Below are 22138 nucleotides of genomic sequence, written 5' to 3' on the forward strand. Positions count from 1 at the left end.
GGGCGGGTGAACGGACCTGGATGGGGAGGGACACCGTGCGGGCACTACGGGCTCTACGGGTGCGACAAGCGCTCCGGGCACTGCCCCTGGGGGCGCGGGCGTATGTCCTGTGCGCCGTGCTCGCGGCGGGATGGTGCGCCGCCCCCGCCGTACGGTCCCCAGCGGCCGTTCCCTGGGCCACGGCCGCCCTGCTCGCCGCGGTCCACACCGTGGGGTCCAGGGTCAGGGCCCGATGGCCCGAATGGTGCAGCCCCGTCCTCCTGGCCGGGGCTTTTCTGCTGCCGCCCGCCGCCGCGGCGCTGGTCGCCGCGCCGGGCGCGCTGCTGACCCGGGTGGAGCGGCCCCCGGCCGGGCTGCGGCGGGCGTGGCGCGCCGCGCGGCTCTCGCTGGCCGTCTGGGCCGCCTCGTACGCCTTCGCGGCCCTGCGCGGCCCACGGGCCCTCGCCGCCCTGGGGGACCTCGGCGGCGCCCGGGACCCCGGCGCGCCCGGCTTTCCGTACGCGCTGACGGCCGCCGTCGCCGCCGCGCTCGTCCTGGGCCTGACCGCCACCGTTCTGGAGGGCGGGGTGCTGGTCACCGCCGAGCGCCGCTCCCCGCGCGCCGCCTGGTCCGCCCCGCTGCCCGGGGCGCTCGCCCCGTACCTGGTGCACGGGCCCGCCGGGCTGGCCATGGCGGTGCTGTGGCGCAGCCCTTACGGACCGGCGGCGGCCCTGCTGGTGCTGCTGCCGATGTACGTCTGCGCCTGCGGCTTCGTGCTGTACCACCGCGAGAGCGCCGCCCACCAGGCCACCATCCGGGCGCTGGTCCAGGCGGTGGACATCAAGGACCGCTACACCCGGGGCCACAGCGAGCGCGTCGGCCGCGCCTCCGCGATGATCGCCCGCGAGCTGGGCATGAGCGGCGACCGGCTGGAGGCGCTGCGGATCGCGGGCATCCTCCACGACGTGGGCAAGCTCGGCGTCCCCACCCGGCTGCTGCGCAAAGACGGCCCGCTGACCCCCGACGAGCGCCGGGTGATCGAGCTGCACCCCGAGTACGGCGACGAGATGGTGCGCGGCATCGGCTTCCTGGGCGAGGCGCGGGCCGCGATCCTCCACCACCATGAGCGGCTGGACGGCAGCGGCTATCCGTACGGGCTGGCCGGGGCGCAGATCCCGGAGTTCGCCCGGGTGGTCGCGGTCGCGGACGCCTTCGACGCGATGACCTCGACGCGTACGTACAGCCGGGCGCGGCCGGTGTCCACGGCGGTCGAGGAGCTGAAGCGGTGCGCGGGAACGCAGTTCGACCCCCGGATGGTGCGGGCCCTGGCCCGCGCCCTGGACCGCCACGGCTGGCACGCGACGGTCACCGCGGACGCCCCCGAGGAGCGAGGAAACGTCCCGGCAGACTCCCTGGGCCCGCCGCCGGAGGCGTCCGCGCCACTGGTACGCGCCGCGGTGGGGGCCGGGCCGGACGCCCCCGGCCCGTCGCCGCGCCTGAGCCCCGGCGGCGGATCATGAGCCCCGCCCCGGACCCCACGGGGGCCGACCCGACCGGCCCCGACCGAACCACCCGGCCACCCCACCCCCCGCACACCGCCGCCCCGCACACCGCCGCCCCGGACAGCGCCGCCCTTGGGACCGGCCGGGACGGGGACGTGGCGTGGTGGGCCGCCGAGGGTGTGGACCGGGACGAGGGCGCGGCCGGGGTGATCGCTAAGGGGGCGGCTCAGGACGGGGACGCCGTGCGGTGGGTCGCCGAGGGGGTGGGCCGGGGCGCGGTCTCGCGGCGCCGCCGCGGGGGGCTGCTCGCGGAGCGGCATGTCCGCGCGGTGTGCCGGGCCCGCCGGGCACGGCACACCGCATACCCCGGGGACCGCATATCGCGGCGCGGGCACGGTGGCCTTACCGTCGTCGCGGTGTACGGCGCGGCGGGGGCGCTCGCCGTGGTCGCGCTCGTATGGACCGAGTGGCACGGGGTGCGGCAGCCGGCGGCGGCGCTCGCCTTCGGGGTGCTCATCGCCGTCGGGGAGGCGATCCGGTGCGTCGACGCACCGTCCGCGCGTCAGCCCGCGCGTCAGCCCGCGCGGCCGCGCACCGGCGGGGCGCACGATCCGCGCGGTGAACCCGCGCCCGTCGCCGCCGCGGGCGCCCTCGGCTACGCCCTGGTCGGGCGGCTCGGCGGGGAACCCACCACCTTCGGTGTCCTCCAGGTGGTCACCGTCGTCATGGCGGCCACTCTGGCCGGGCTGGTGGTGCCGCTGGCGCTGGGCCGTCCGGCCGATCCCGGTCACGCCGCTCGCCGGGTACTGACCGTCGCGTTCGCCGCCACCTGCTTCCAACCGCTGCACCAGACCGGACGGTTGGCCTCCTGGTTCGGGCACGGCCCGTATGCCGTCGGCTATTTGCTCGCTCTGCTGGCCCTGACCGCCCTGTGTGACGCGGTCCTGGCCGCCGCCCTCGCCCGTGCCCGCACCGGCTGGCCTTACGGACCGCTGCTCGGCGACGAGCTGCGGGCGCAGCAAGGGGTGGCGGCCGCGGTCTGCGCGACCGGGGTGGTGATGGCGCTCACCGTGGCCGTCGCCGGGCTGTGGCCGCTGCCGGTCCTGGCGGTGCCGCTGCTGCTGATCCAGTACTCCTACCGCCGCTACGCGGGGATACGGGCCACCTACCGCCAGACCATCGCCTCCCTGGCCCGGTCGACCGAGATAGCCGGGTACACCCCGGCCGGTCACGCCCTCAAGGTGGCCGCCCTCAGCCGGGCGGTAGGGCGTGAGCTGGGGCTTTCCGGGGCCCGGCTGACCGTGCTGGAATACGCGGCGCTGATGCACGACATCGGCCAGCTCTCGCTGCTCGACCCGGTGCCGGCCGGGGCCACCGAGCAGCTGCCCGCCGCCGAGCAGCGCAGAATCGCACTGCTCGGCGGCGCTGTGGTGCGCCAGACCGGGGTACCCGCCGAGGTCGCGGTGGTGGTCGAGCGCCAGGCGGACCCGTACCGCGAGCAGCCGCTCGCCGCGCGTATCGTGCGCGCGGTGAACGCGTACACCGAGCTGGTGAGCCGGCCCGCGGCCGGGGGAGCGGCCGGGGCGGCCGCGCTGCGCGCCCTGGAGCGGCTGCGGCTGGCCACGGCGCGCGACTTCGACCCGGTGGTCGTGGAGGCGCTCGCCGCGGTGCTGTCGCGCCAGGTGTACGGCCGTCCCCGGTGAGAACTCGCGGGTAATGAGCGGGCTTCCCGAGGGGCATGGTTGGATGCGAGGAGAGGGGTGTCGGGCCGATGGCCGGTGGCAAGGAGGTGTGGTGGGCTTCGCATCCCGGCCGCAGGGTGAGGGGCCGGGCTGAGATGTCCGCGAATGTGTGGCAGGTTGTCTTCAAGGGAGGGCGACGCCGTCCGCGAAGGCATCTGGTACGGGACGACTTCGATACCGGCAGGCGGGAATCGTGAAGATCTTCGGCAAGGTACGGCACCGGCCGTCCGCCTCATGGCGGCAGGCCACGGACCGTGCGTTCACGCTCATCGGCGACGGCCGGTACGAGGACGCGGGCGCGCTGCTGACCCGCGCCGCCGACCTGGAGCCCTGGCTGTCGGAGTCCTGGTTCAATCTGGCGCTGCTGCACAAGTTCCGGCACGACTGGGAGCAGGCGCGCGCCGCGGGGCTGCGCGCGGTCGCGCTGCTGGACCGCGAGACGGGCGCTCCCGACTGGTGGAACGTGGGCATCGCGGCCACCGCGCTCCAGGACTGGCCGCTGGCCCGCCGTGCCTGGCAGGCGTACGGGCTGAAGGTGCCCGGAGAGGCGTCCGCGTCCGGGGAGCCGCTCGGCATGGAGCTGGGCAGCGCGGCGGTAAGGCTGTCACCGGAGGGCGAGGCCGAGGTCGTCTGGGGCCGCCGGCTGGATCCGGCCCGGATCGAGGTGCTGTCCATCCCGCTGCCGTCGTCCGGGCGGCGCTGGGGCGAGGTGGTGCTGCACGACGGTGTGCCGCACGGTGAGCGCGTGACCTCCGCGGGCCCCGCCTATCCGGTCTTCGACGAGATCGAGCTGTGGGCGCCGTCCCCGGTGCCGACCTGGGTGGTGCTGCTGGAGGCGGCCACCGAGGCCGACCGGGACGCCCTGGAGCGGCTCGCCGCGGACGCGGGCTTCGCGGCCGAGGACTGGTCGTCGTCGGTGCGGCTGCTGTGCCGCTCCTGTTCGGAGAGCCGGATGCCCAGTGACGAGGGCGAGGGCGAGCACCTGGACCCGCACGACCACAGCGAGCCGGGCCACCCCGGCCCGCTGGGACACCGTATGGCGGGCTCGGGCTCGCTGTGGGTCCCCGAGCGCGAATGCGGTATCGCGGCGCCCGGCGGGCTGGTGCGGGGGCTGCTGGACGGCTGGGTCGCCGACAGCCCGGACACCCGGGAGTGGCGGGACCTGGAAGAGGTCTGCTGACCGTCCGCGTCGCTGAGCCCCACGTCCGCCGGCCGTCCGCCGGCCGCCCCTCGGGGCGGCTCGCCCCGCGCCCGGCCGCGTCGTGCCCGTACCCTGTAGGGCGACGCATCACGGTTGAGGGAAGGCATACGGCGGACGATGTCGCAGCAAGGTACGAAGCAGCAGGTGGACGACGAGTTCATCGTGGACACGGAGGACTGCGAGGAGCGCGAGCGGGCCTTCCGCGAGCGCGGCACCGCCCGCCCGATCACCGTTGTCGGCAATCCGGTCCTGCACCGGGAGTGCAAGGACGTGACCGTGTTCGACGACGAGCTGGCGCGGCTCGTCGACGACATGTTCGCCAGCCAGCGGGCGGCGGAGGGCGTGGGCCTGGCCGCCAACCAGATCGGTGTCGACCTCAAGGTCTTCGTCTACGACTGCATGGACGACGAGGGCGTTCGCCATGTGGGCGTGGTGTGCAACCCGGTGCTGGACGAGCTGCCGGCCGAGCGCCGGGTGCTGGACGACTCCCATGAGGGCTGTCTGTCGGTCCCCACCGCCTACGCGTCCCTCGCCCGCCCCGACTACGCGGTGGTGCGCGGCCAGGACCTCGACGGCAAGCCGATCGCGGTGCGCGGCACCGGCTATTTCGCGCGCTGTCTCCAGCACGAGACCGACCACCTCTACGGCTACCTCTACATCGACCGGCTCTCCAAGCGCGACCGTAAGGACGCGCTGAAGCAGATGGCCGAGGGCACCGCCCGCTATGAGACGGTGCCCAACGACTGAGCGTGCCGTATCTCACAGGGCCGGACACCCGCCGCGGGGTCCGGCCCTGTGTCATGAGGGCGGGCTCGGAAGGCCGCTCAGAAGTCGTCGTCGAAGGCGACCGAGCCCTCGACCGCGACCTGGTAGGCCGAGGCGCGGCGCTCGAAGAAGTTGGTCAGCTCCTGGACGTTCTGGAGTTCCATGAAGGAGAACGGGTTCTCGGAGCCGAAGACCGCGGGGAAGCCGAGGCGCTGGAGGCGCTGGTCGGCCACGCACTGGAGGTATTCCCGCATCGACGCGGTGTTCATCCCCGGCAGCCCGTCCCCGCACAGATCGCGGGCGAATTGCAGCTCCGCCTCGACGGCCTCCTTCAGCATGTCGGTGACCTGCCGCTGGAGCTCGTCGTCGAACAGGTCCGGCTCCTCCTCGCGGACGGTGTCCACGACCGAGAAGGCGAACTCCATGTGCATCGACTCGTCGCGGAACACCCAGTTGGTGCCCGTCGCCAGGCCGTGCAGCAGTCCGCGCGAGCGGAACCAGTAGACGTAGGCGAAGGCGCCGTAGAAGAACAGCCCCTCGATACAGGCCGCGAAGCAGATCAGATTGAGCAGGAAACGGCGGCGGTCGTCCTTGGTCTCCAGCCGATCGATCTTCTCCACCGAGTCCATCCAGCGGAAGCAGAACTCCGCCTTCTCCCGGATGGAGGGGATGTTCTCGACGGCGGCGAAGGCCGCGGCGCGGTCGTCCGGATCGGGGAGGTAGGTGTCCAGCAGCGTCAGATAGAACTGGACGTGCACCGCCTCCTCGAAGAGCTGCCGCGAGAGGTACAGCCGCGCCTCGGGGGAGTTGATGTGCTTGTAGAGCGTCAGCACCAGGTTGTTGGCCACGATCGAGTCGCCGGTAGCGAAGAAGGCGACCAGACGGCCGATCAGATGTTGTTCACCGGGGGAGAGTTTGGCGAGGTCGGCGATGTCCGAGTGGAGGTCGACCTCCTCCACGGTCCAGGTGTTCTTGATCGCGTCGCGGTAGCGGTCGTAGAACTGCGGGTACCGCATCGGCCGCAGGGTCAGTTCGAAGCCCGGGTCGAGCAGGTTCTTGGTGTCACTCATGGTTACTGGCAGGCCTCGCAGGACTCGGGGTTTTCCAGGGAGCAGGCGATGACCTCGGGGCCGGCGGTCGCCTGCTGGGCGGGGACGGGGACGGGGGCAGGGGCAGGGGCGGTGGCCGCGGCCCCGCCGCGTGCGCTCTGGGCGATCCGGGTGGCCGGACGTGAGCGCAGGTAGTACGTGGTCTTGATGCCGCGCTTCCAGGCGTACACGTACATCGAGCTGAGCTTGCCGATGGTCGGCGAGGCCATGAAGAGGTTCAGCGACTGGCTCTGGTCCAGGTACGGGGTGCGGGCCGCCGCCATGTCGATCAGGGCCCGCTGCGGGATCTCCCACGCCGTGCGGTACAGCTCCCGTACGTCGGCGGGCACCCAGGTGAGGTCCTGCACCGAGCCGCTGGAATCGCGCAGTGCCTCCCGGGTCCGGGCGTCCCAGACGCCCAGCTTCTTGAGGTCGTCCACGAGGTAGGAGTTGACCTGGAGGAACTCCCCGCTGAGCGTTTCGCGCTTGAAGAGGTTGGAGACCTGCGGCTCGATGCACTCGTAGACGCCCGCGATGGAGGCGATGGTCGCGGTCGGCGCGATCGCCAGCAGCAGCGAGTTCCGCATCCCGGATGTCGCCATCCGGGTGCGCAGCGCCTGCCAGCGCTCCGGCCAGGTGGCCACCGCGTCCGGGTAGTGGTCCGGGTGCAGCACACCGCGTGCGGTGCGGGTCTCGGACCAGGCGGGGAGCGGGCCGTGGCGCTCGGCGAGCTCACAGGACGCCTCGTAGGCGGCGAGCATGATGCGCTCGGAGATCCGGGTGGACAGCTCCTTGGCCTCGGGCGAGTCGAACGGCAGCCGCAGCCGGAAGAAGACGTCCTGGAGCCCCATGAGGCCCAGGCCCACCGGACGCCAGCGGGCGTTGGAGGCCCCCGCCTCCTGGGTGGGGTAGAAGTTGATGTCCACCACGCGGTCGAGGAAGGTCACGGCGGTGTGGACGGTGGCGTCCAGGCGCTCCCAGTCCATCTGCCCGTCCGCGCCGAGGTGCGCGGCGAGGTTGACCGACCCGAGGTTGCACACGGCGGTCTCGCCGTCGTCGGTGACCTCCAGGATCTCGGTGCACAGGTTCGAGGAGTGGACGACCCGGCCGGGCTCGGCGGTCTGGTTGGCGGTGCGGTTGGCGGCGTCCTTGAAGGTCATCCAGCCGTTGCCGGTCTGCGCGAGGGTGCGCATCATCCGGGCGTACAGCTGGCGGGCCGGGACCCGCTTGACCGCCTTCCCCTCGGCCTCGGCCTTCCGGTACGCGGCGTCGAACTCCTCGCCCCACAGGTCCACCAGCTCGGGGGCGTCGGACGGGGAGAACAGCGACCAGTCGGCGTCCGCCTCGACCCGGCGCATGAACTCGTCCGGGATCCAGTGGGCGATGTTGAGGTTGTGGGTGCGGCGGGCGTCCTCGCCCGTGTTGTCCCGCAGCTCCAGGAACTCCTCGAGGTCCGCGTGCCAGCTCTCCAGGTAGACGCAGGCCGCGCCCTTGCGCCGGCCGCCCTGGTTGACGGCGGCCACCGAGGCGTCGAGCGTGCGCAGGAACGGCACGATGCCGCCGGAGTGCCCGTTGGTGCCCCGGATCAGCGAACCGCGGGCCCGGATGCGGGAGTAGGACAGGCCGATGCCGCCCGCGTGCTTCGACAGCCGCGCCACCTGGTGGTAGCGGTGGTAGATGGAGTCCAGCTCGTCCAGCGGGGAGTCCAGCAGATAGCAGGACGACATCTGGGGATGCCGGGTGCCGGAGTTGAACAGCGTGGGGGAGCTGGGCAGGTACGACAGCGTGCTGGTGAGCCGGTACAGCTCGGCCACGTCGTCCAATGCCCGCTCCGAGAGGTCCTCGGCGAGCCCGCAGGCCACGCGCAGCAGGAAGTGCTGCGGGGTCTCGATCACCTGGCGGGTGAGCGGGTGGCGCAGCAGGTAGCGGCTGTAGAGGGTGCGCAGTCCGAAGTAGCCGAAGCGGTCGTCGGCGCCGTCGGCCAGGGCCCGCTCCACCAGCGCGTCCAGCCGCCCGGCGTGGGTGGCGGCGAACTCCGCGGTGGAGTCGGCGATCAGGCCCTCGCGGTGGCCCACGGCCACGGAGCCGGAGAAGGAGACCGCGCCCTGCCCGGCCGCCTCCTGGGTGATGGTGACCGCCAGCAGCCGCGCGGCCAGCCGCGAGTACTCCGGTTCCTCGGCGATCAGCCCGGCCGCCGCCTCGGTCGCGAGGGTGCGCAACTCCGCCTCGTCCGAACCGGGATGGCGGCCGCGCAGGGCGGCGGCCGCGACCTTTCCGGGGTCGGTGGCGGGCAGGTCGGCGGTGAGGCCGGTGAGGGTCCGCAGCAGGGCGGTCCCGGGCGCGTCGCCCGCTGCCCGGGGAACCGCTGCCTGAGAATCCGCCTGTTGTGAAACCGGATCGGCGGGCGCGATGGTCACTGAAGTGCTCTCCCTCGCTCGGCTGAGGCCACGAGGGGGGGCGATGGGCGCGCGCGGGCATGCCGGTGCCGCACTCCTCGTACGCCGGGCACACCACGCAGCGTCCATCGGCCCAACCCACGAGGCCGGGGGACGTGTTCTGAACGGCCGTCGGCAGGTGCTCGGACTCATGGGTACGCCGCATAAGCGCACACATACACCGTTGCGGGACAGTTCCGGATTCGCACCGGATTCCCCTGCGGCGACAGCGAGCATGAGCATACATCTTGTGTCGGCCGGCGCACGTGCCCCCACATGTTGTGTCGGGAGGTGCGGAGTTTCGTGCGAATGTGCTAGTGCGTTCCGTAGGCGGCCCATGACCTGGGGCCCGTCGCGCGCCATCCGTCGAGCGCCTCGTCGAGCCGGGCGCGGTAGCCGGCGTAGCCGTCCTCGAAGAGCTCGCGGAGATCCGCACGGGGTTCGACGGTGCGCGCGTCGGCCTGCCAGCGCTCCGCGTCGACCGGGTCGCCGAGGGCCCGCCAGGCGACCGCCACCGCGCCCCGCGCACCCACCTCGGGCTCGTTCGGGATGCGCACCGGGCGGCCGATGACATCGGCGAACAGCCGGGCCCACGCCGTGGACCGGGTGCCGCCGCCGCACAGCGCCAGGCCCGCGGAGAGCCCGGCGGCCTCCAGGCAGTGGCGTGCGGCGTAGGCGACGGCTTCGCAGACCGCGCGGACCGCGTCGGCGCGGGTGGCGCCCAGTGTGAGCCCGTCCAGCCGCCCCCGCGCGGCGGGTTCCACGAACGGCGCGCGCTCCCCGGCGCCGGACAGGAAGGGCAGCGCGGTCACGCCGTTGGCGCCGGGCGGTGCGGCCTCGAGTATCGCGTCCAGCTCGGCCGTGGTCGCGCCGGTGAACTCCAGCACCCACTCCAGGGCCGCGGTGCCGACCATCGCGGGCATGGCGCGCAGCCAGCGGTCCGGATCGGGGGTGCACAGCCACATCCCCGCCGGATCGCCGGCCGGGTCGATCCGCGCGCTGTCGGTGAGTACCTGGCTGGCCAGGGTGGTGCCGACGATCAGCAACCCGTCGCCCACCTCGCGCACCCCGCTGCCGATGGCGCAGGCCGGGAGGTCGTACGGGCCCGCCGTGACCGGCAGCCCGGCCGGCAGTCCCAGCAGCCGCGCGCCCGCCCCGTCCAGCCGCGCGACCGCGCCCGGGGCGGCGGGCGGCGGCAACAGCCGGGCGTATGCGGCGATGCCGCACACGTCCAGGGCCTGGGTCACGTACTGACGGGTGGTCACGTCCAGGAACGGCAGTGAGGCGTCGGAGGCGTCCACGCCGATGACGCCGGTCAGCCGCTGGGCGACCGCGTCCACGCAGTAGCCCGCGACCTCGGCCCGCGCCAGGGCCTCCGGCTCGTGCTCGGCCAGCCAGGCCAGCAGCGGGGCGTGGCAGCCGGGGAACACCCCCGAGCCGGTGAGGGCGTACAGCGCCCGCAGGGTGCCGTCCTCGCCCCAGCGGGCCACGGTGTCGCCCGCCCTGCCGTCCATCCAGGAGATCGGCGGACGCACCGCCCGGCCCGCCGCGTCCCGCAGCCACATGCCGTCCCCCTGGCCGGTGAGCGCGAGTGCGGCCGGCGGGCCGGGGAGGGCGGCGGCGACCTCCCGGCACACCTCGCCGACCGTGCGCAGCACGTCCTCCAGGTCCTGCTCCACCCGGCCGCCGGGCAGCCGCTCCAGCCGGCTGGGGCGGCTCGCGGAGGCCACCGCCCGGCCGTCCCGGCCGAAGGCCACGGCCTTGGTGACGGAGGTGCCGACGTCGACTCCGATGATCACGTCGTGGGCGGCGAGGACGCGCATGGGTGGCCTTCCTTCCGGCGTGCTTCGGGGTGTGCTTCGGCGTAGGTCCGGGTGTTCTTCCGGGTGTTCTTCGGCGTTCCATAACACGGGCGATGCTAGATTTAACATCTACAACTTGATCAGACAATGCCCGACACAGGGGAGGCCCCGGATGAGCGCCCGACTGCTGCTCGTACGCCACGGCGAGACCGTGTGGCACGCGGAGAACCGCTACGCCGGCACCTCCGACATCGACCTGACCGAACGGGGGCATCGCCAGGCCCGCGCGCTCGCCCGGTGGGCCGGGCGGCGCGGCGCGGACGCGGTGGTCTGTTCCCCGCTGAGCCGCGCCCGGCGGACGGCCGAGCCGGCGGCGCGGGCGCTGGGCCTGGTGCCCGAGGTGATCGAGGACCTGCGCGAGCTCGACTTCGGCTGGGGCGAGGGCCGCACCATCGCCGAGCTGGAGGCGGAGGACCCGGCCGCCGTCGCGGCGTTCCGGCGCGACCCCGAGACCGGTGCCTTCCCCGGTTCCGAGCCGCCCGGCCGGGCGGCGGCGCGGGCGGTGGCCGCCCTGCGCGGGCTCGCCGCCGCGCACGAGGGCGGCACGGTGCTCGTCGTCGCCCACAACTCCCTGCTGCGGCTGGCGCTGTGCGCGCTGCTCACCATCCCCGTCGGCCGCTATCGCCAGGTCTTCCCCCGGCTGGACAACGCGGCGGTGACCGAGGTCGAACTGGCCGGTGGGATGACGGCGCTGCGCTCCCTGAACGTGCCCACGGAGACCGTTCCGGCGGCCGGTGCGGAATGATTTCCGGCATGACCGCGACCGGAGCGCCCGGCGGCCGGACCCACCCCCAGGCCCACCCCCAGGCCCGCCCCCAGGACGCGCGCAGACAGCTGATCACCGAGTACGTCCTGGAACACGCCACCGCCACCGCGGCCGAGCTGGCCGGGCTCACCGGGGTCAGCCTGATGACGGTGCACCGCGACCTGGACGAGCTGGCCAGGCTCGGTGTGCTGCGGAAGTTCCGGGGCGGCGTCTCGGCGCTGCCCTCGTCGGTCTTCGAGTCCAGCCTGGACTACCGGCTGGGCGTCAACCGCGCCGAGAAGGAGGCGGTCGCGGCGGCCGCAGCCGAGCTGGTCGAACCCGGTATGTCGGTGATGCTGGACGACTCCACGACCGCGCTCGCCCTGGCCCGGCTGCTCGTCGACGCCGCGCCGCTGACCGTGGTGACCAACGCCCGGCGGGTGCTGGAGGTCTTCGCCGGGGTGCCGCGGACCCGGCTGATCGGGCTCGGCGGGGAGTACTCCCACACCCATGACTCGTTCCTCGGCGTGCCCTGCGCGGAGGCGATCGGGGGGCTGTCCGTGGACATGGTGCTGGTCAGCACCTCGGCGATGGACGCGCGCACCACCTACCACCAGGAGCAGGACGTGGTGCTGGTCAAGCGGGCGATGCTCGCGGCCGGCAGCCGCAAGGTGCTGCTGATGGACGCCTCGAAGACCCGGCGCACGGCGCTGCACCGGCTGTGCCCGATGGACGACTTCGACCATCTGGTGGTGGACGACGGGATCGAGGCGGAGCTGCTGGGTGAGCTGCGGGAGCGGGTGGATGTGCGGGTCGCGGGGCCTGCTTCTTAACGATGCTGATGTTAACTTAACGCCATGCGTGTGGCAGCTACGGGATCCGAGATGGTGGCCGGGATCGACATCGCCACGGCGGCGGTGCGGGTGATGTGCGTGGACGCGCACGGAAGGGTGCGCTCGGAGGGCCGCGCGCCCCTGCCCCGCCCGACGCGGAGCGCGGGCGGGCGCGGCGAGCAGGACGCGCGGGCCTGGTGGCCCGCCGTCGCGGCGGCCCTCCGCCAGGCGACGGCCGCGCTCCCGGCGGGCGGCCGGGAGGTGGTGGCCGTCGCCACCTCGGCGACCTCCGGCACGGTCGTCCTGGCGGACGGCGCGGGCGAACCGCTCGGCCCCGCCCTGATGTACGACGACCGCCGCGCCGCCGAACTCAACGCCCACGCCCAGCGGCTGGGCGCCCCGCGCTGGCAGGCCCTGGGCCTGACGGTCGGCCCGACGGCGGCACTGGGCCGCATCGCCTGGCTGGCGGAGGCCGAAGGGACCACCGACAGCCGCCGCGCCGGCCGCGGCCGGCCGCAGCACGCCGGGCCGAAGCCCCTGCCCGGCGACCAGCCGACACCCGCCGCCGACGAAGGCCCACGCCTTCCGGGCGACGATGCGGGTGCGGCGGGTGCCGCGGGTGCCGCGGGCGACGGCGGCCCGGCGGATGCGGCGGGCGCGGCGGGTGGTGCCGGTTCGGTGGGCGAGGCGGGTGCGGCGGGGCTGGCGGGCGAGCCGGTCGACGGCGGTCTCGCGTGCGGCGGTCTGGCGGGTGCTGCGAGTGCGGTGGGCGACGGCGGCCCGGCGGATGCGGCGGGCGCGGCGGGTGGTGCCGGTTCGGTGGGCGAGACGGGTGCGGCGGGGCTGGTGGGCGAGGCGGGCGACGGCGGTCTCGCGTGCGGTGGTCTGGCGGGCGCGGCGAGTCCGGTGGGCGACAGCGGGTCGGCGGATGCGGCGGGCGCGGCGGGTGGCGGCGGTTCGGTGGGCGAGGCGGGTGCGGCTGGTCTGGCGGGTGCGGCGGGCGACGGCGGTTCGGCTGGCGGGACAGGGGCGGTTGGTCTGGCGGGCGAGGCGGGCGACGGCGGTCTCGCGTGCGGTGGTCTGGCGGGCGACAGCGGGTCGGCGGGCGACAGCGGGTCGGTGGGCGACGGGCTGGGTGGGGGCCGGTCCTCCGGGCGCGGGCTGGGTGGGGGCCGGTCCTCCGCCGACGGGCGGGGCCGGCATCTGCTCCATACCCCCGATCTCATCGCGTGGCGGCTCACCGGCGGGCCCGTTGCCACCGACTGGAGTCACGCCCTCAAGAGCGGCTACGACGCACGCGTGGGCGAGTGGCCGGGCGAGGTCCTGGACGCGCTGGGCGTGCCGTCCCACTGGTTGCCCGCCGTCGAGCCGCCGACCACCGAAGTCGGCACGGTGTGTGCGGCCGCCGCGCGCGAGACCGGGCTGCCGGTGGGCTGTGCGGTGCGCCTGGGGATGACGGACGGCTGCGCCGGGCAGATCGCCACGGGGGCCGTGCGGCCCGGTCAGTTCGTGGGCGTCCTCGGCACCACGTACGTCCTCAAGGGCGTCACCCGGGAGCTGGTCGTCGACCCGGTCGGCGCGCTCTACAGCCACCGCCACCCCGACGGCTGGTGGCTGCCGGGCGGCGCGTCCAATACGGGCGGCGAGGCCCTCGCGGACGTCCCCGCCGGTCAACTCGCCGCCCTCGACTGTGCCGCGGCCGCCCGCGGACCCGCGTCCGTGGTCGCCTACCCCCTGCGCCGCGAGGGCGAGCGCTTTCCGTTCGTCAGCGGTGGGGCGCGCGGCTTCGTCCTGGGCACCCCGGCCGACGACGCCGACCGCCACCGCGCCGCCCTGGAGGGCGTCGCCTTTCTGGAACGCCTCGCCATCGAGCGGGTGCGGGAGCTGGGCGTCGCGGTGGAGGGCCCGCTGTGGGCGGCGGGCGGCGGCAGCCGCAGCCCGGTGTGGACCCGTATCCGCGCCACCGCCCTCGGCATGCCCCTGCGCGTCGCCGACCACGCCGAAACCGCCTTCGGCGCGGCCCTCCTCGCCGCCTCCGGCACCCTCCACCCGGACCTCGCGGCGAGCGCCGCCGCGATGGTCCGTACCGGCCGGGACATCGAGCCCGACGAGACCGAACGCGCCGCCCTCGACGCCTCGTACGCCGCCTTCACCGCCGCCCTGCGCGAGCGCGGCTGGCTGCGCTAGGCGCCCGGTCCGCCGTCAGAGCTCCACGGTGAACGCCCAGAGCGTCAGGTCCAGGTCCGCTGTCGGCGCCCAGTCCCGCTCCGGCGCCCGGACGAAGCCGAGTCGTCCGTACAGCCGGTGGGCGGCGGTCATCGACTGCTGGCTGCTGATCACGATCCGCTCGAGGCCCAGCTCCCGCCCCCGGTCCAGACAGGCCCGCACCAGCGCCTCGGCCGCGCCGCGCCGTCGCGACTCGGGGCGGACGGCCAGCATCCGGAACTCGCCCTCGCCGGGCCGGGCCAGCTCCGCGTACGCCCCGCCGTGCACCGCGAACGCCACGGCGCCCAGCACCTCGTCGCTCGCCCCGTCCGCCGCGACCAGCAGCTCGGCCCGCGCGGCCCGGCGCCGGGCGTCGCGCAGTGTGGCGAGGTACGGATCGCTGTCCCCGAAGTCCAGCAGCCCGTCACCGAGGTAGGCCCGCGCGGTGAGCTCCCCGATGTCGTCCAGCTCCTCGTCCCGCGCGTGCCTGATCGTGATGTCCATGCCCGCAGTGTGCCGCACACCACCGACAGCCGGGCCGCCGTGCCTTCGGCGTCGTCACTGGGTGACGGCGGTGATCACTCCGGTGGAACCCGCGCGCCGGTTGGCCGCCTCGGCTTCCTGGTAGGTGACGTATCGCCGGACCGTGCCGTCCGGCAGCGTCAGTTGGTAGACGACGACGGTGTGAGGTGTTCCGCCACCACAGTTGCAGGCCATGGCTGTCTGTTCCTTTCCTCAAGCGCGCCCTGTCGGGGCCGGTGTCAGTCCAGCCACCGCGAGGCGACGCCCGTGAGGTAGGAGAGCGTCAGGGCGGCGGCCGGCAGCTGGAACCAGGCGGTGGTGTCCAGCAAGGTCGCGTACACGGCCGTGGCACCGGCGACCCATGTGCTGGTGCACCAACCGCAGTTGACCAGGTAGGCGGGGCGTGAGTCGTCACCGAAGCGGTCGGCGACCCAGCATCTGAAGCCCGCTGCCAGCGTGTCCTTGGTGATGAAGCGGGTGATCCGGCAGGTGGTGCCGAGGGCGAGGAGGAACGCTGCGAGGCTCATGGGATCGTTCCCTCCCCGGCCGGTCGTACGAGGGGTCGGCACTGCCGATACCACCCATTACAAGCGCTCACCGGGTCCGCCGGTATGCGCCAAACGAGTGATGGGCGCCTTGAGGGGCTTGAGCGACGCCGATGTGCGTGGATAACTGGAAAGTGGCCGCGCCAGGCTGCCTGATACCTCGCCGGCCATCTCAGGAGCCGGGCGTTCCGCCCGTCGCTCCGCCTTCACCGCGCACCGCCCCCGCGCCCCGGCCGGCCGCCCGGCAGCTCTTCGTTCCTCCGGCGCCGGCCTGCCTCAACCGCGCGGTGGCGACAAGGCGTTCACCAGCAGTGGCCCATGACGTCGGCATGCCGTCGGCGCACCGGGCATCCGACCCTTCCCCAGGAGGACCGACCATGACCTCGACCGCACTCGCAGCCGCCACCCCGACCGCGGGCTACTGGCCGCCGACCCCGGTGGGGCCGCCGACGCTGCTCGCCCTGGTCCCCGACTCGGGGCCCGCCGCCGGTGGGAACTACGTCCGGCTGTTCGGGCAGAACCTGCGTGGCGTCACCGGTGTGTCCTTCGGCGGCACCCCCGCCACCATCGTCTACCAGGACTACCCCGGCGGGGGCGGTTGGGGTGGCGGCGGCGGTTGGGGCGGCGGGGGTGGCTGGGGTGGTGGCGGCGGCTGGCCCGGTGGCGGCGGCAATCCCGGCTACGACGTCATCGTGGTGATAGCCCCGCCGCATGCGGCCGGGACCGTCCAGGTCACCGTCACCACCGGCGCCGGCACCAGCAACTCCCTGCCGTACACCTACGTGGCGCCGCCCCCGCCCGCCGCCGTCTCCATCACCCCGGCCGTGGGCCCGACCACCGGCGGCACCGTGTACGTGATCAACGGCACCAATCTGACCGGCGTCACCAGCGTCACCTTCGGCGGGAACGCCTCGACCATCCTGGCCATCAACCCCGCCGGCACCAGCCTGGTCGGCGTCTCCCCGGCGGGCCCGCCCGCAGGTGGCAACGTCACCGTCGCGGTCACCGGCCCCGGCGGCACCAGCATCATCCCCGGCGGCTTCACCTACTTCGTCGCGCCGCCCCCGCCGGTTCCCACCGCCATCACTCCCGCCACCGGGTCCGTGGCCGGCGGTACCGCGTTCACCATCACCGGCACCAACCTCGGTGGCGTCCTGGGCGTGCTGTTCAACGGCGTTCCCGCCACCGGCGTGACCGCCACCGCCACCACGGTCACCGGCCTCACCCCGCCCGGGGCGGCCGGCAACGCGACCGTCACCCTGGTGACGGCCTTCGGCACCGCCACCGTCCCCGGCGGCTTCACCTACGTCTGACCGGTCACCTCCGACCCACCGCGGCGGTCACCGGGCCTCGTTCCCACGGCCCGGTGACCGCCCGTCGGCGCCCAGGACATCCCCACTACGACGACGATCCCCTGCGCTGACAGCCGAGTGGTTGTTTGTCCCTTACCGCAGCGCCGCGACCTGCTGGGCAGCCCTGCGGCCGTCGTCCAGGCCGATCTGGGCGGCGCGGGGGCGCAGTCGTTGGTCGAGAAGTTCTCCGGCGACTTCGGTGAAGTCCGGGCCGTCGGTGATCCTCACGATGCGTAGTCCCTGTCGTTCGAGCTCGTCGAGTTCCGCGTCTTCGGCCACGTTGGCGAGTGCTCCCGCGCGAGGGCCGATGAAGATGATGGCGTCGAGGTTCTTCTCCTTGGCCAGTGCGGCGGTGCTGGGGAGGCGGGGGGCGTCGCAGTAATGGGCGCCGTCGAATGGGACCGGTGGCAGGAAGCCGGGTACGGCGCAGGATGAAGCGACGGCTGTGGGCAGATCAATGCCGTCGCTTCGCGTCCACAACACGGTCTCGCCGGTTTCACAGCGCACGCTGGTGATGCGCAGGTCCCCCTCCGGCCAGACGGGAAGCGGCAGTACGGACCGCCACATGTGCATGGCCGCGTCGTGGTCCAGGTCGCGTGCAGCGGTCATGGCGAGATGGCCGATGGCGCGCGCTCGCTCGATGCTCGGCCCCTCGGGGGAGAGCATCAAGCGCATGATGTCCGGTGGAACCGCGCTGGTGCCGCCGCTGGTGTCAGTGGTGGTGCCGGAGGTTGGTTCGGGCATCGGTGCCAGTGAGGTGAGCAGGGCGCCGCTTTGTTCGGCGCGGGCGCGCTCGACCAGGTCGACGCCGCCCATGGCCATCGCCGCGACGTAGGCGCCGGCCGATGTGCCAACGGCGACCGAGCAGGCCGAGGGGGTGAATCCCGCGTGCTCGCGCAGGGCGGCGAGTACACCGGTCTCCCAGGCGATGCCGACCCAGCCGCCTCCGCCGAGGATCAGTCCGGTGTTCATGTGCAACTCCTTGCGTGGGTGGGGTGTTGGCCGAGGGTGTGTGCTCCCCATGTGCCAACTGATGGGGGTCTACGGGGCTGTTCCGGTGCCGGGGTCGAAGGGGACGCCGGTGAGCTGTTCGCTCACCGTCCACAGCCGCCTGGCCTCATCGGTGTCGTTGACGCCTTTGGGGAGCTTGGCGAGTTTGGGGGTGCCGGAGGTCTGGTCGCGTCCGGCCGGGCCGATGAATTGTCCGGAGCTGACCTCCGTACTGGTCGCTGCGTACAGGAGGGGCCAGGCGGCACCGTCGGCCGATCCCATGAACAGGCGCGCGGCGACCGGGGTGACGATGCGGCTCAGTGCCCCGGTGCCGTGCTGCTGCAGTCCGGTCATCGCCGATCCCGGGTGGACGACGAGTGCCGCGAGGCGGCTGTGTGCGGTCCGGCGGGCGAGTTCGAGGGTGTAGACGATGTTGGCGCGCTTGGATTTCGCGTAGGCGCCCATGGCGCGGTAGCTCTTCTCGCTCATCAGGTCGTCGAGTCTGCCCATCGGCCATCGTGCGGCGATGGCGCTGACGGTGACCACGCGCGGTGCGGCGGAGCGGCGTACGGCGGGCCAGACCTGGGCGTCGAAGGCGAAGTGGCCCAGGTGGTTGGTGCCGACCGTCATCTCGAAACCGGCGCGTGTCAGCTGCCGCTCGGGCAGGTTCATCACGCCGGCGTTGTTGAACAGCAGGTCGATCGTCTCGGTCTCGGCGATGCGAGTGGCGGCGTCACGGATGGAGGAGAGGTCGGCGAGGTCGAGCAGCAGTGTGTCGGTCCGGGCCCCGGGTGCGGCAGCGCGCACGGTCTGGGCGGCCTGATCCAGTGTGGTCTGGCTGCGTCCCGCCAGGATGACGCGGGCGCCGTGCCGGGCCAGGACGCGCGCGGTCTCCAGCCCGATTCCGCTGCTCCCGCCGGTGATCAGCGCGGTGCGGCCGCTCTGGTCGGGGATGTCGTCAGGCGTCCAGTGGTTCATCGCTGTGCCTCTCTGCCGGTTCGTTGTGTCCTGTGCGCGGGTCATCCGGCGCTCGGAAGGGTCGTGATGCCGAGCTGGAGAAGCAGTCCGAGGATGTCCTCGGTGAAGGTGGCTTCGGCGATCTTGTGGTTCTTGATGCGGTACACGCCGGTGCCCAGCCATTGGGCGTGCTTGCCGGTGGGAGCGGTGCCCATGAAGGCGCCGGTGTGGGTGCCGCTGTTGGTGAACAGCAGCACGACGGTGTCGCCCTGCGCGACGGCCTGGATGACGTCCAGGCGCATGCCGGTGAAGGCGCCGGCGGCGTTGGCCGCCATGAAGTTCTTGTAGGCGTCGATGCCGTGGTACTCGCCCAGGCTGCCGCCGCGCCAGATCATGTCGTCGGCCCAGAGCTCGTCGATCGTGTCGAGGTTGCCTCCGTTGACGACTTCGTCGACGAAGCGCCTGACGACCGCGATGTTCGCTTCGGTGCTTGCGGCGGGGCTCATGGTGTTTCTCGCTTTCAGGGGTGCTGTGGCAGTCCCATGCGTAAGTAGAAAGCTACTTACATCCCTGCATGAAGCGGCCCGGCCAGCGGCCGGATGCCTGGCCCAGGCGGTCTTCCGGCGCATCGCCAACGTAAGGGACCGGTGGTCTGATGTCAAAAGACCGGCAGTCTGTAATGTGGAGGCATGACGAACTTCCAGCGTGCCCGCAGTGAGGAGCAGCGCGAGATCCGGCGCCAGGCAGTGCTGGACACCACCGCGGCCATGCTCGAGGAGATGCCCGCCGGTGCCGTCAGCCTCAATGAACTGAGCCGCCGTGTCGGACTGGCGAAGTCCAACGTGCTGCGCTACTTCGAATCCCGCGAAGCGATCCTGCTGGAGCTGCTGGACCGCGCCTGGCAGCAGTGGATCGCCGACCTGCCCGCCCTCCTCCACGCCGGCATCGACCAGGCGGCGTCCGTGGACCGGCGCACGGAGCAGTTCGCCACCGTCGTGGCCCGCTCCCTCGCCGAGCGCCGGGTTCTGTGCGACCTGCTGAGCGCACAGGCGGGCGTGCTGGAGCACAACGTCTCCGCCGAGGTGGCCGCCCGCTACAAGCGCGCGGCCGTGGCCAACGTCGCCGCCATCGCCACGCTGACCGGCCGCTACCTGCCCGAACTGGGCGAGCACGCCCCCCAGCTGACCGCAGCCATGATCATGGCGATCGGTGCCGTATGGACGCACGCCCGCCCCTCCGAGGCGATGCTCGCCGCCTACCAGGCCGACCCGTCACTCACCGCGTTCAAGCTGGACTTCGTCACCGCCCTGCAAGACATGCTGGCCACCCTCACCGTAGGCACCATCGCCCGCACCTCCCTTTGACCCACCCACGGTGGAGCAACGTCGCGGACAATACGGCCGTCAACCGCCCCGCGGCCCAGGCCGTCACAGAGCGGTGAGGGCGCGCACCGTCGCCACGATCGCGCGACGCCGCACGTCGTGCGCCGTGCCGGGCTCGGGCACCGGGGACGCGTCCGAGCCCAGCAGGGAGAGGTGCACCACCAGCGCCAGCAGTTCCTCGGCCGGCAGGGCCCGCGTGGTCTGCCCTGCCTCCTGAGCCGCCACCAGCTTGCGGACCTTCTCGCCCTGGGCTGCGACGATGCGTTCGGGGAGCTGGGTTGTCGCCCGCTCGAGCCGGTACCAGGCGGCCAGCCGGACCACCTTGGGGTGGGCCTGGTGGTGATCGAAGAGCGCGCCGGCGTACTCCGCGAGATCCTCGGGCGTGATCGGAACGGCATCGACCGACTCGGCCGCGAGCTCGCTGAACACCGCGTCGAACAGCCTGAGTTTGTTGCCGAAGTACCGGTACAACAGCGCGCTGTTGACCCCCGAAGCGCCGACGATCCGCTCCACACGGGCGCCCGCGATGCCGTGCTCGGCGAACTCCTCACCGGCTGCTTCCAGCAGGCGTCGCCTGGTCTCGCGAGCGTTTCGTGCCATGCCGCCATCCTAAGGAGGCTTTCCGAAGGGCGGTCTCGCGCAGGCCCGTCAGCCACGCGCGATCGCGCTCCGCACCGCACCGGTCACCGGGGTCGTTTCACCGGGCCTGGTGATCGGCGGCGCTGCCCAGTCGAGTGACGGTGCGCGCCTCGTGGTCGCCGGCGGCTCCCTCGTGGCCCGCACCGGCCCCACCCCCGGTGGTCATGCGCTCGCGGCGCCCTCGAGGGAGCCGGAGAGGAGGACCGCGATCGCGTCGTCGACGATCGCGCGCGCCTGGTCGATCGTCGCCCGCCGGGACGTCACGAGCGCGGAGGTGCCCTGAACCGTCGCGGACCAGAGCAGCGTCAGCCGGCCGACCTCGTGCTCGGCGAACACACCGGCCGCCACTCCGGCCCGGATGACCTCGCTGTCGGTCACGAACAGCCGCTCCGCCGCCTCCTTGACGGCGTCCGGAGGGTCGTTGACCTTCGCGGCGAACATCAGGTCGAGCAGCGCGGCATCGCTCACCGCGAAGTCCAGACCCGCTCGGGCGGCCGCGCGAAGGGTGTCCCGGTAGTCACCCCGCGCCTGTGCGGTGGCCGTGGCGATCGCGTCGGCCAGTCTGCGGAAGCCTCATTCGGCCAGCGCGTCGAGCAGGGCGTTCCGGTCGATGAAATGGCTCCGGGGGGCGCCATGGCTGACGCCCGCCTCCCGCGCGAGCTCCCGGAGCGACAGCGCGTCGATCCCGCGCTCACGGAGCACGAGCTCCGCCTGATCGAGCAGCACCGCACGGAGGTTCCCATGGTGAAACGGCCGTACGGACATGTCTGGAGGCTACCGCATATGGGCATGGCCCACGGGCCTTCACTGTGAGAGTGCGCGCAGATCCTCGAAGGCTTGGCCAAGATGCGCGTCCAGGCTCTGCGAGGGGTCGTCGATCCACGCCTGGGCCGCGTGGTGGAAGGTGGCCCAGCCGGTCTGAGCGGCCAGGCGGGCCTGCCGGTCGGCCACGCCGCGCCGTCGCAACGCCTCCGCCAGGGCATCGGCGAGTGACGCGCCCTTGGCCAGATCGCGTTCGCGCAGCGTAGGCGTCGCCGCGATGATCTCCAGCCGGGGTTCGGAGAACGGCCGGTTCTCCTCGAGGATCCGGCCGGCCTTCCGGAAGGCGCACAGCATCACGTCGAACGGCCGCAGACCCTCGGGCGCCTCGGCCACCTCCTGCGTCAGCGTGGCGCGCAGATCGGCCTCGCCGTCGAAGAGCACCTCGCGCTTGTCCGGGAAGTGCCGGAAGAACGTGCGCTCGTTGACGCCGGCGCGGGCGGCGATCTCGGCCGTCGTGGTCTTGTCGAATCCGCGCTCCCGGTACAGCTCCATGGCCGCCTGCTGAAGGCGGCGGCGCGCTTCTGCTCCGCTCCGTGGCACGCCGCGAAACTACCACATGTGTCAGTGACTGG

The 22138-nt window shown here is 73.2% G+C and carries 21 protein-coding genes, 2 pseudogenes and 1 riboswitch; of the genes and pseudogenes, 10 read left to right on the forward strand and 13 right to left on the reverse strand.

Going from position 1 to position 22138, the window contains the following annotated elements; translation table 11 throughout:
* Positions 1 to 59 precede the first annotated feature (59 nt).
* The 4 genes from N6H00_RS26395 (at position 60) to def (ending at position 5171) form a co-directional block, all read left to right on the forward strand.
* A complete protein-coding gene (locus tag N6H00_RS26395) occupies positions 60 to 1499 on the forward strand; it encodes an HD-GYP domain-containing protein (protein ID WP_329618558.1) in 1440 nt (479 codons plus the stop codon).
* A 359-nt stretch (positions 1500 to 1858) separates the two neighbouring features.
* Entirely contained in the window at positions 1859 to 3184 is a 1326-nt protein-coding gene (locus N6H00_RS26400) for an HD-GYP domain-containing protein (RefSeq protein ID WP_443073243.1), read from the forward strand.
* 232 nt (positions 3185 to 3416) lie between these two features.
* Positions 3417 to 4403, forward strand: a complete 987-nt coding sequence (locus N6H00_RS26405; RefSeq protein WP_020868546.1) for a tetratricopeptide repeat protein — start codon at positions 3417 to 3419, stop codon at positions 4401 to 4403.
* A gap of 138 nt (positions 4404 to 4541) precedes the next feature.
* A complete protein-coding gene (def, locus tag N6H00_RS26410; protein WP_268974317.1) occupies positions 4542 to 5171 on the forward strand; it encodes a peptide deformylase in 630 nt (209 codons plus the stop codon).
* 77 nt (positions 5172 to 5248) lie between these two features.
* Here def and N6H00_RS26415 read toward each other — a convergent pair whose 3' ends face one another.
* The 3 genes from N6H00_RS26415 to N6H00_RS26425 all read right to left on the reverse strand — a co-directional run bounded on the left by N6H00_RS26415 (position 5249) and on the right by N6H00_RS26425 (position 10535).
* Positions 5249 to 6259, reverse strand: a complete 1011-nt coding sequence (locus N6H00_RS26415; protein ID WP_268974318.1) for a ribonucleotide-diphosphate reductase subunit beta — start codon at positions 6257 to 6259, stop codon at positions 5249 to 5251.
* Between the two features lie 2 nt (positions 6260 to 6261).
* The gene (locus tag N6H00_RS26420) at positions 6262 to 8694 is read right to left on the reverse strand and encodes a ribonucleoside-diphosphate reductase subunit alpha (RefSeq protein WP_268974319.1); all 2433 of its coding nucleotides are present in this window, start codon (positions 8692 to 8694) and stop codon (positions 6262 to 6264) included.
* Positions 8695 to 8829: 135 nt separating this feature from the next.
* Positions 8830 to 8989, reverse strand: a riboswitch (cobalamin riboswitch).
* A gap of 37 nt (positions 8990 to 9026) precedes the next feature.
* Positions 9027 to 10535 carry an FGGY-family carbohydrate kinase gene (locus N6H00_RS26425; protein WP_268974320.1) on the reverse strand — a complete coding sequence of 503 codons (1509 nt, stop codon included), beginning with the start codon at positions 10533 to 10535 and terminating at the stop codon, positions 9027 to 9029.
* A 151-nt stretch (positions 10536 to 10686) separates the two neighbouring features.
* On the opposite strand from N6H00_RS26425, the gene N6H00_RS26430 reads away from it, so the two are divergent.
* From N6H00_RS26430 to N6H00_RS26445, 4 genes and pseudogenes are all read left to right on the forward strand, one after another.
* Positions 10687 to 11319, forward strand: a complete 633-nt coding sequence (locus N6H00_RS26430) for a histidine phosphatase family protein (protein WP_268974321.1) — start codon at positions 10687 to 10689, stop codon at positions 11317 to 11319.
* 8 nt (positions 11320 to 11327) lie between these two features.
* The gene (locus N6H00_RS26435; protein ID WP_268974322.1) at positions 11328 to 12152 is read left to right on the forward strand and encodes a DeoR/GlpR family DNA-binding transcription regulator; all 825 of its coding nucleotides are present in this window, start codon (positions 11328 to 11330) and stop codon (positions 12150 to 12152) included.
* Between the two features lie 51 nt (positions 12153 to 12203).
* Positions 12204 to 12617, forward strand: a pseudogene (locus N6H00_RS26440) (FGGY family carbohydrate kinase); the annotation flags it as partial.
* 726 nt (positions 12618 to 13343) lie between these two features.
* Positions 13344 to 14339 (forward strand): annotated as a pseudogene (locus N6H00_RS26445) (FGGY-family carbohydrate kinase); the annotation flags it as partial.
* Positions 14340 to 14354: 15 nt separating this feature from the next.
* On the opposite strand, the gene N6H00_RS26450 reads toward N6H00_RS26445, so the two are convergent.
* Genes N6H00_RS26450 through N6H00_RS26460 form a run of 3 tightly spaced genes read right to left on the reverse strand, consistent with a single transcriptional unit; the run spans position 14355 to position 15406 of the window.
* Positions 14355 to 14861: a GNAT family N-acetyltransferase gene (locus N6H00_RS26450; protein WP_268974323.1), complete on the reverse strand. Its 507-nt coding sequence runs from the start codon at positions 14859 to 14861 to the stop codon at positions 14355 to 14357.
* A 54-nt stretch (positions 14862 to 14915) separates the two neighbouring features.
* On the reverse strand, positions 14916 to 15074 hold the full coding sequence (locus tag N6H00_RS26455) for a DUF7196 family protein (protein WP_268974324.1): 159 nt from the start codon (positions 15072 to 15074) through the stop codon (positions 14916 to 14918).
* A 44-nt stretch (positions 15075 to 15118) separates the two neighbouring features.
* A complete protein-coding gene (locus N6H00_RS26460; RefSeq protein ID WP_268974325.1) occupies positions 15119 to 15406 on the reverse strand; it encodes a hypothetical protein in 288 nt (95 codons plus the stop codon).
* A gap of 395 nt (positions 15407 to 15801) precedes the next feature.
* Between N6H00_RS26460 and N6H00_RS26465 the strand changes: the two genes are divergently transcribed.
* Positions 15802 to 16737, forward strand: coding sequence for an IPT/TIG domain-containing protein (locus N6H00_RS26465; protein WP_268974326.1), 936 nt, complete (start codon positions 15802 to 15804; stop codon positions 16735 to 16737).
* 132 nt (positions 16738 to 16869) lie between these two features.
* On the opposite strand, the gene N6H00_RS26470 is transcribed toward N6H00_RS26465, so the two are convergent.
* The 3 genes from N6H00_RS26470 to N6H00_RS26480 all read right to left on the reverse strand — a co-directional run bounded on the left by N6H00_RS26470 (position 16870) and on the right by N6H00_RS26480 (position 19229).
* Positions 16870 to 17748 carry a patatin-like phospholipase family protein gene (locus N6H00_RS26470; RefSeq protein WP_268974327.1) on the reverse strand — a complete coding sequence of 293 codons (879 nt, stop codon included), beginning with the start codon at positions 17746 to 17748 and terminating at the stop codon, positions 16870 to 16872.
* Positions 17749 to 17817: 69 nt separating this feature from the next.
* The gene (locus N6H00_RS26475) at positions 17818 to 18744 is read right to left on the reverse strand and encodes an oxidoreductase (RefSeq protein WP_268974328.1); all 927 of its coding nucleotides are present in this window, start codon (positions 18742 to 18744) and stop codon (positions 17818 to 17820) included.
* Positions 18745 to 18785: 41 nt separating this feature from the next.
* Positions 18786 to 19229 (reverse strand): ester cyclase, encoded by a 444-nt coding sequence (locus N6H00_RS26480; RefSeq protein WP_268974329.1) that lies wholly within the window; start codon positions 19227 to 19229, stop codon positions 18786 to 18788.
* 183 nt (positions 19230 to 19412) lie between these two features.
* On the opposite strand from N6H00_RS26480, the gene N6H00_RS26485 reads away from it, so the two are divergent.
* A complete protein-coding gene (locus tag N6H00_RS26485) occupies positions 19413 to 20087 on the forward strand; it encodes a TetR/AcrR family transcriptional regulator (RefSeq protein WP_268974330.1) in 675 nt (224 codons plus the stop codon).
* A 63-nt stretch (positions 20088 to 20150) separates the two neighbouring features.
* Here the strand turns inward: N6H00_RS26485 and N6H00_RS26490 are convergent, their stop codons facing one another.
* The 4 genes from N6H00_RS26490 to N6H00_RS26505 all read right to left on the reverse strand — a co-directional run bounded on the left by N6H00_RS26490 (position 20151) and on the right by N6H00_RS26505 (position 22106).
* Positions 20151 to 20705 carry a TetR family transcriptional regulator gene (locus N6H00_RS26490; protein WP_268974331.1) on the reverse strand — a complete coding sequence of 185 codons (555 nt, stop codon included), beginning with the start codon at positions 20703 to 20705 and terminating at the stop codon, positions 20151 to 20153.
* 201 nt (positions 20706 to 20906) lie between these two features.
* Positions 20907 to 21305, reverse strand: coding sequence for a TetR-like C-terminal domain-containing protein (locus N6H00_RS26495; protein WP_329618696.1), 399 nt, complete (start codon positions 21303 to 21305; stop codon positions 20907 to 20909).
* 12 nt (positions 21306 to 21317) lie between these two features.
* Positions 21318 to 21509, reverse strand: coding sequence for a helix-turn-helix domain-containing protein (locus N6H00_RS26500; RefSeq protein WP_268974332.1), 192 nt, complete (start codon positions 21507 to 21509; stop codon positions 21318 to 21320).
* A gap of 39 nt (positions 21510 to 21548) precedes the next feature.
* Entirely contained in the window at positions 21549 to 22106 is a 558-nt protein-coding gene (locus N6H00_RS26505) for a TetR family transcriptional regulator (RefSeq protein WP_268974333.1), read from the reverse strand.
* Between the last annotated feature and the right edge of the window lie 32 nt (positions 22107 to 22138).

It is taken from the genome of Streptomyces sp. S465 (genome assembly GCF_026898115.1).
Taxonomy (GTDB): Bacteria; Actinomycetota; Actinomycetes; order Streptomycetales; family Streptomycetaceae; genus Streptomyces; species Streptomyces luomodiensis.

Bases quoted from the DNA above. Each gene is read 5' to 3' on its own strand.
- def (WP_268974317.1), top strand. From the start codon at position 4,542: ATGTCGCAGCAAGGTACGAAGCAGCAGGTGGACGACGAGTTCATCGTG.
- N6H00_RS26415 (WP_268974318.1), bottom strand. From the start codon at position 6,259: ATGAGTGACACCAAGAACCTGCTCGACCCGGGCTTCGAACTGACCCTG.
- N6H00_RS26425 (WP_268974320.1), bottom strand. From the start codon at position 10,535: ATGCGCGTCCTCGCCGCCCACGACGTGATCATCGGAGTCGACGTCGGC.
- N6H00_RS26430 (WP_268974321.1), top strand. From the start codon at position 10,687: ATGAGCGCCCGACTGCTGCTCGTACGCCACGGCGAGACCGTGTGGCAC.
- N6H00_RS26435 (WP_268974322.1), top strand. From the start codon at position 11,328: ATGACCGCGACCGGAGCGCCCGGCGGCCGGACCCACCCCCAGGCCCAC.
- N6H00_RS26450 (WP_268974323.1), bottom strand. From the start codon at position 14,861: ATGGACATCACGATCAGGCACGCGCGGGACGAGGAGCTGGACGACATC.
- N6H00_RS26455 (WP_268974324.1), bottom strand. From the start codon at position 15,074: ATGGCCTGCAACTGTGGTGGCGGAACACCTCACACCGTCGTCGTCTAC.
- N6H00_RS26460 (WP_268974325.1), bottom strand. From the start codon at position 15,406: ATGAGCCTCGCAGCGTTCCTCCTCGCCCTCGGCACCACCTGCCGGATC.
- N6H00_RS26465 (WP_268974326.1), top strand. From the start codon at position 15,802: ATGACCTCGACCGCACTCGCAGCCGCCACCCCGACCGCGGGCTACTGG.
- N6H00_RS26470 (WP_268974327.1), bottom strand. From the start codon at position 17,748: ATGAACACCGGACTGATCCTCGGCGGAGGCGGCTGGGTCGGCATCGCC.
- N6H00_RS26475 (WP_268974328.1), bottom strand. From the start codon at position 18,744: ATGAACCACTGGACGCCTGACGACATCCCCGACCAGAGCGGCCGCACC.
- N6H00_RS26480 (WP_268974329.1), bottom strand. From the start codon at position 19,229: ATGAGCCCCGCCGCAAGCACCGAAGCGAACATCGCGGTCGTCAGGCGC.
- N6H00_RS26485 (WP_268974330.1), top strand. From the start codon at position 19,413: ATGACGAACTTCCAGCGTGCCCGCAGTGAGGAGCAGCGCGAGATCCGG.
- N6H00_RS26490 (WP_268974331.1), bottom strand. From the start codon at position 20,705: ATGGCACGAAACGCTCGCGAGACCAGGCGACGCCTGCTGGAAGCAGCC.
- N6H00_RS26500 (WP_268974332.1), bottom strand. From the start codon at position 21,509: ATGTCCGTACGGCCGTTTCACCATGGGAACCTCCGTGCGGTGCTGCTC.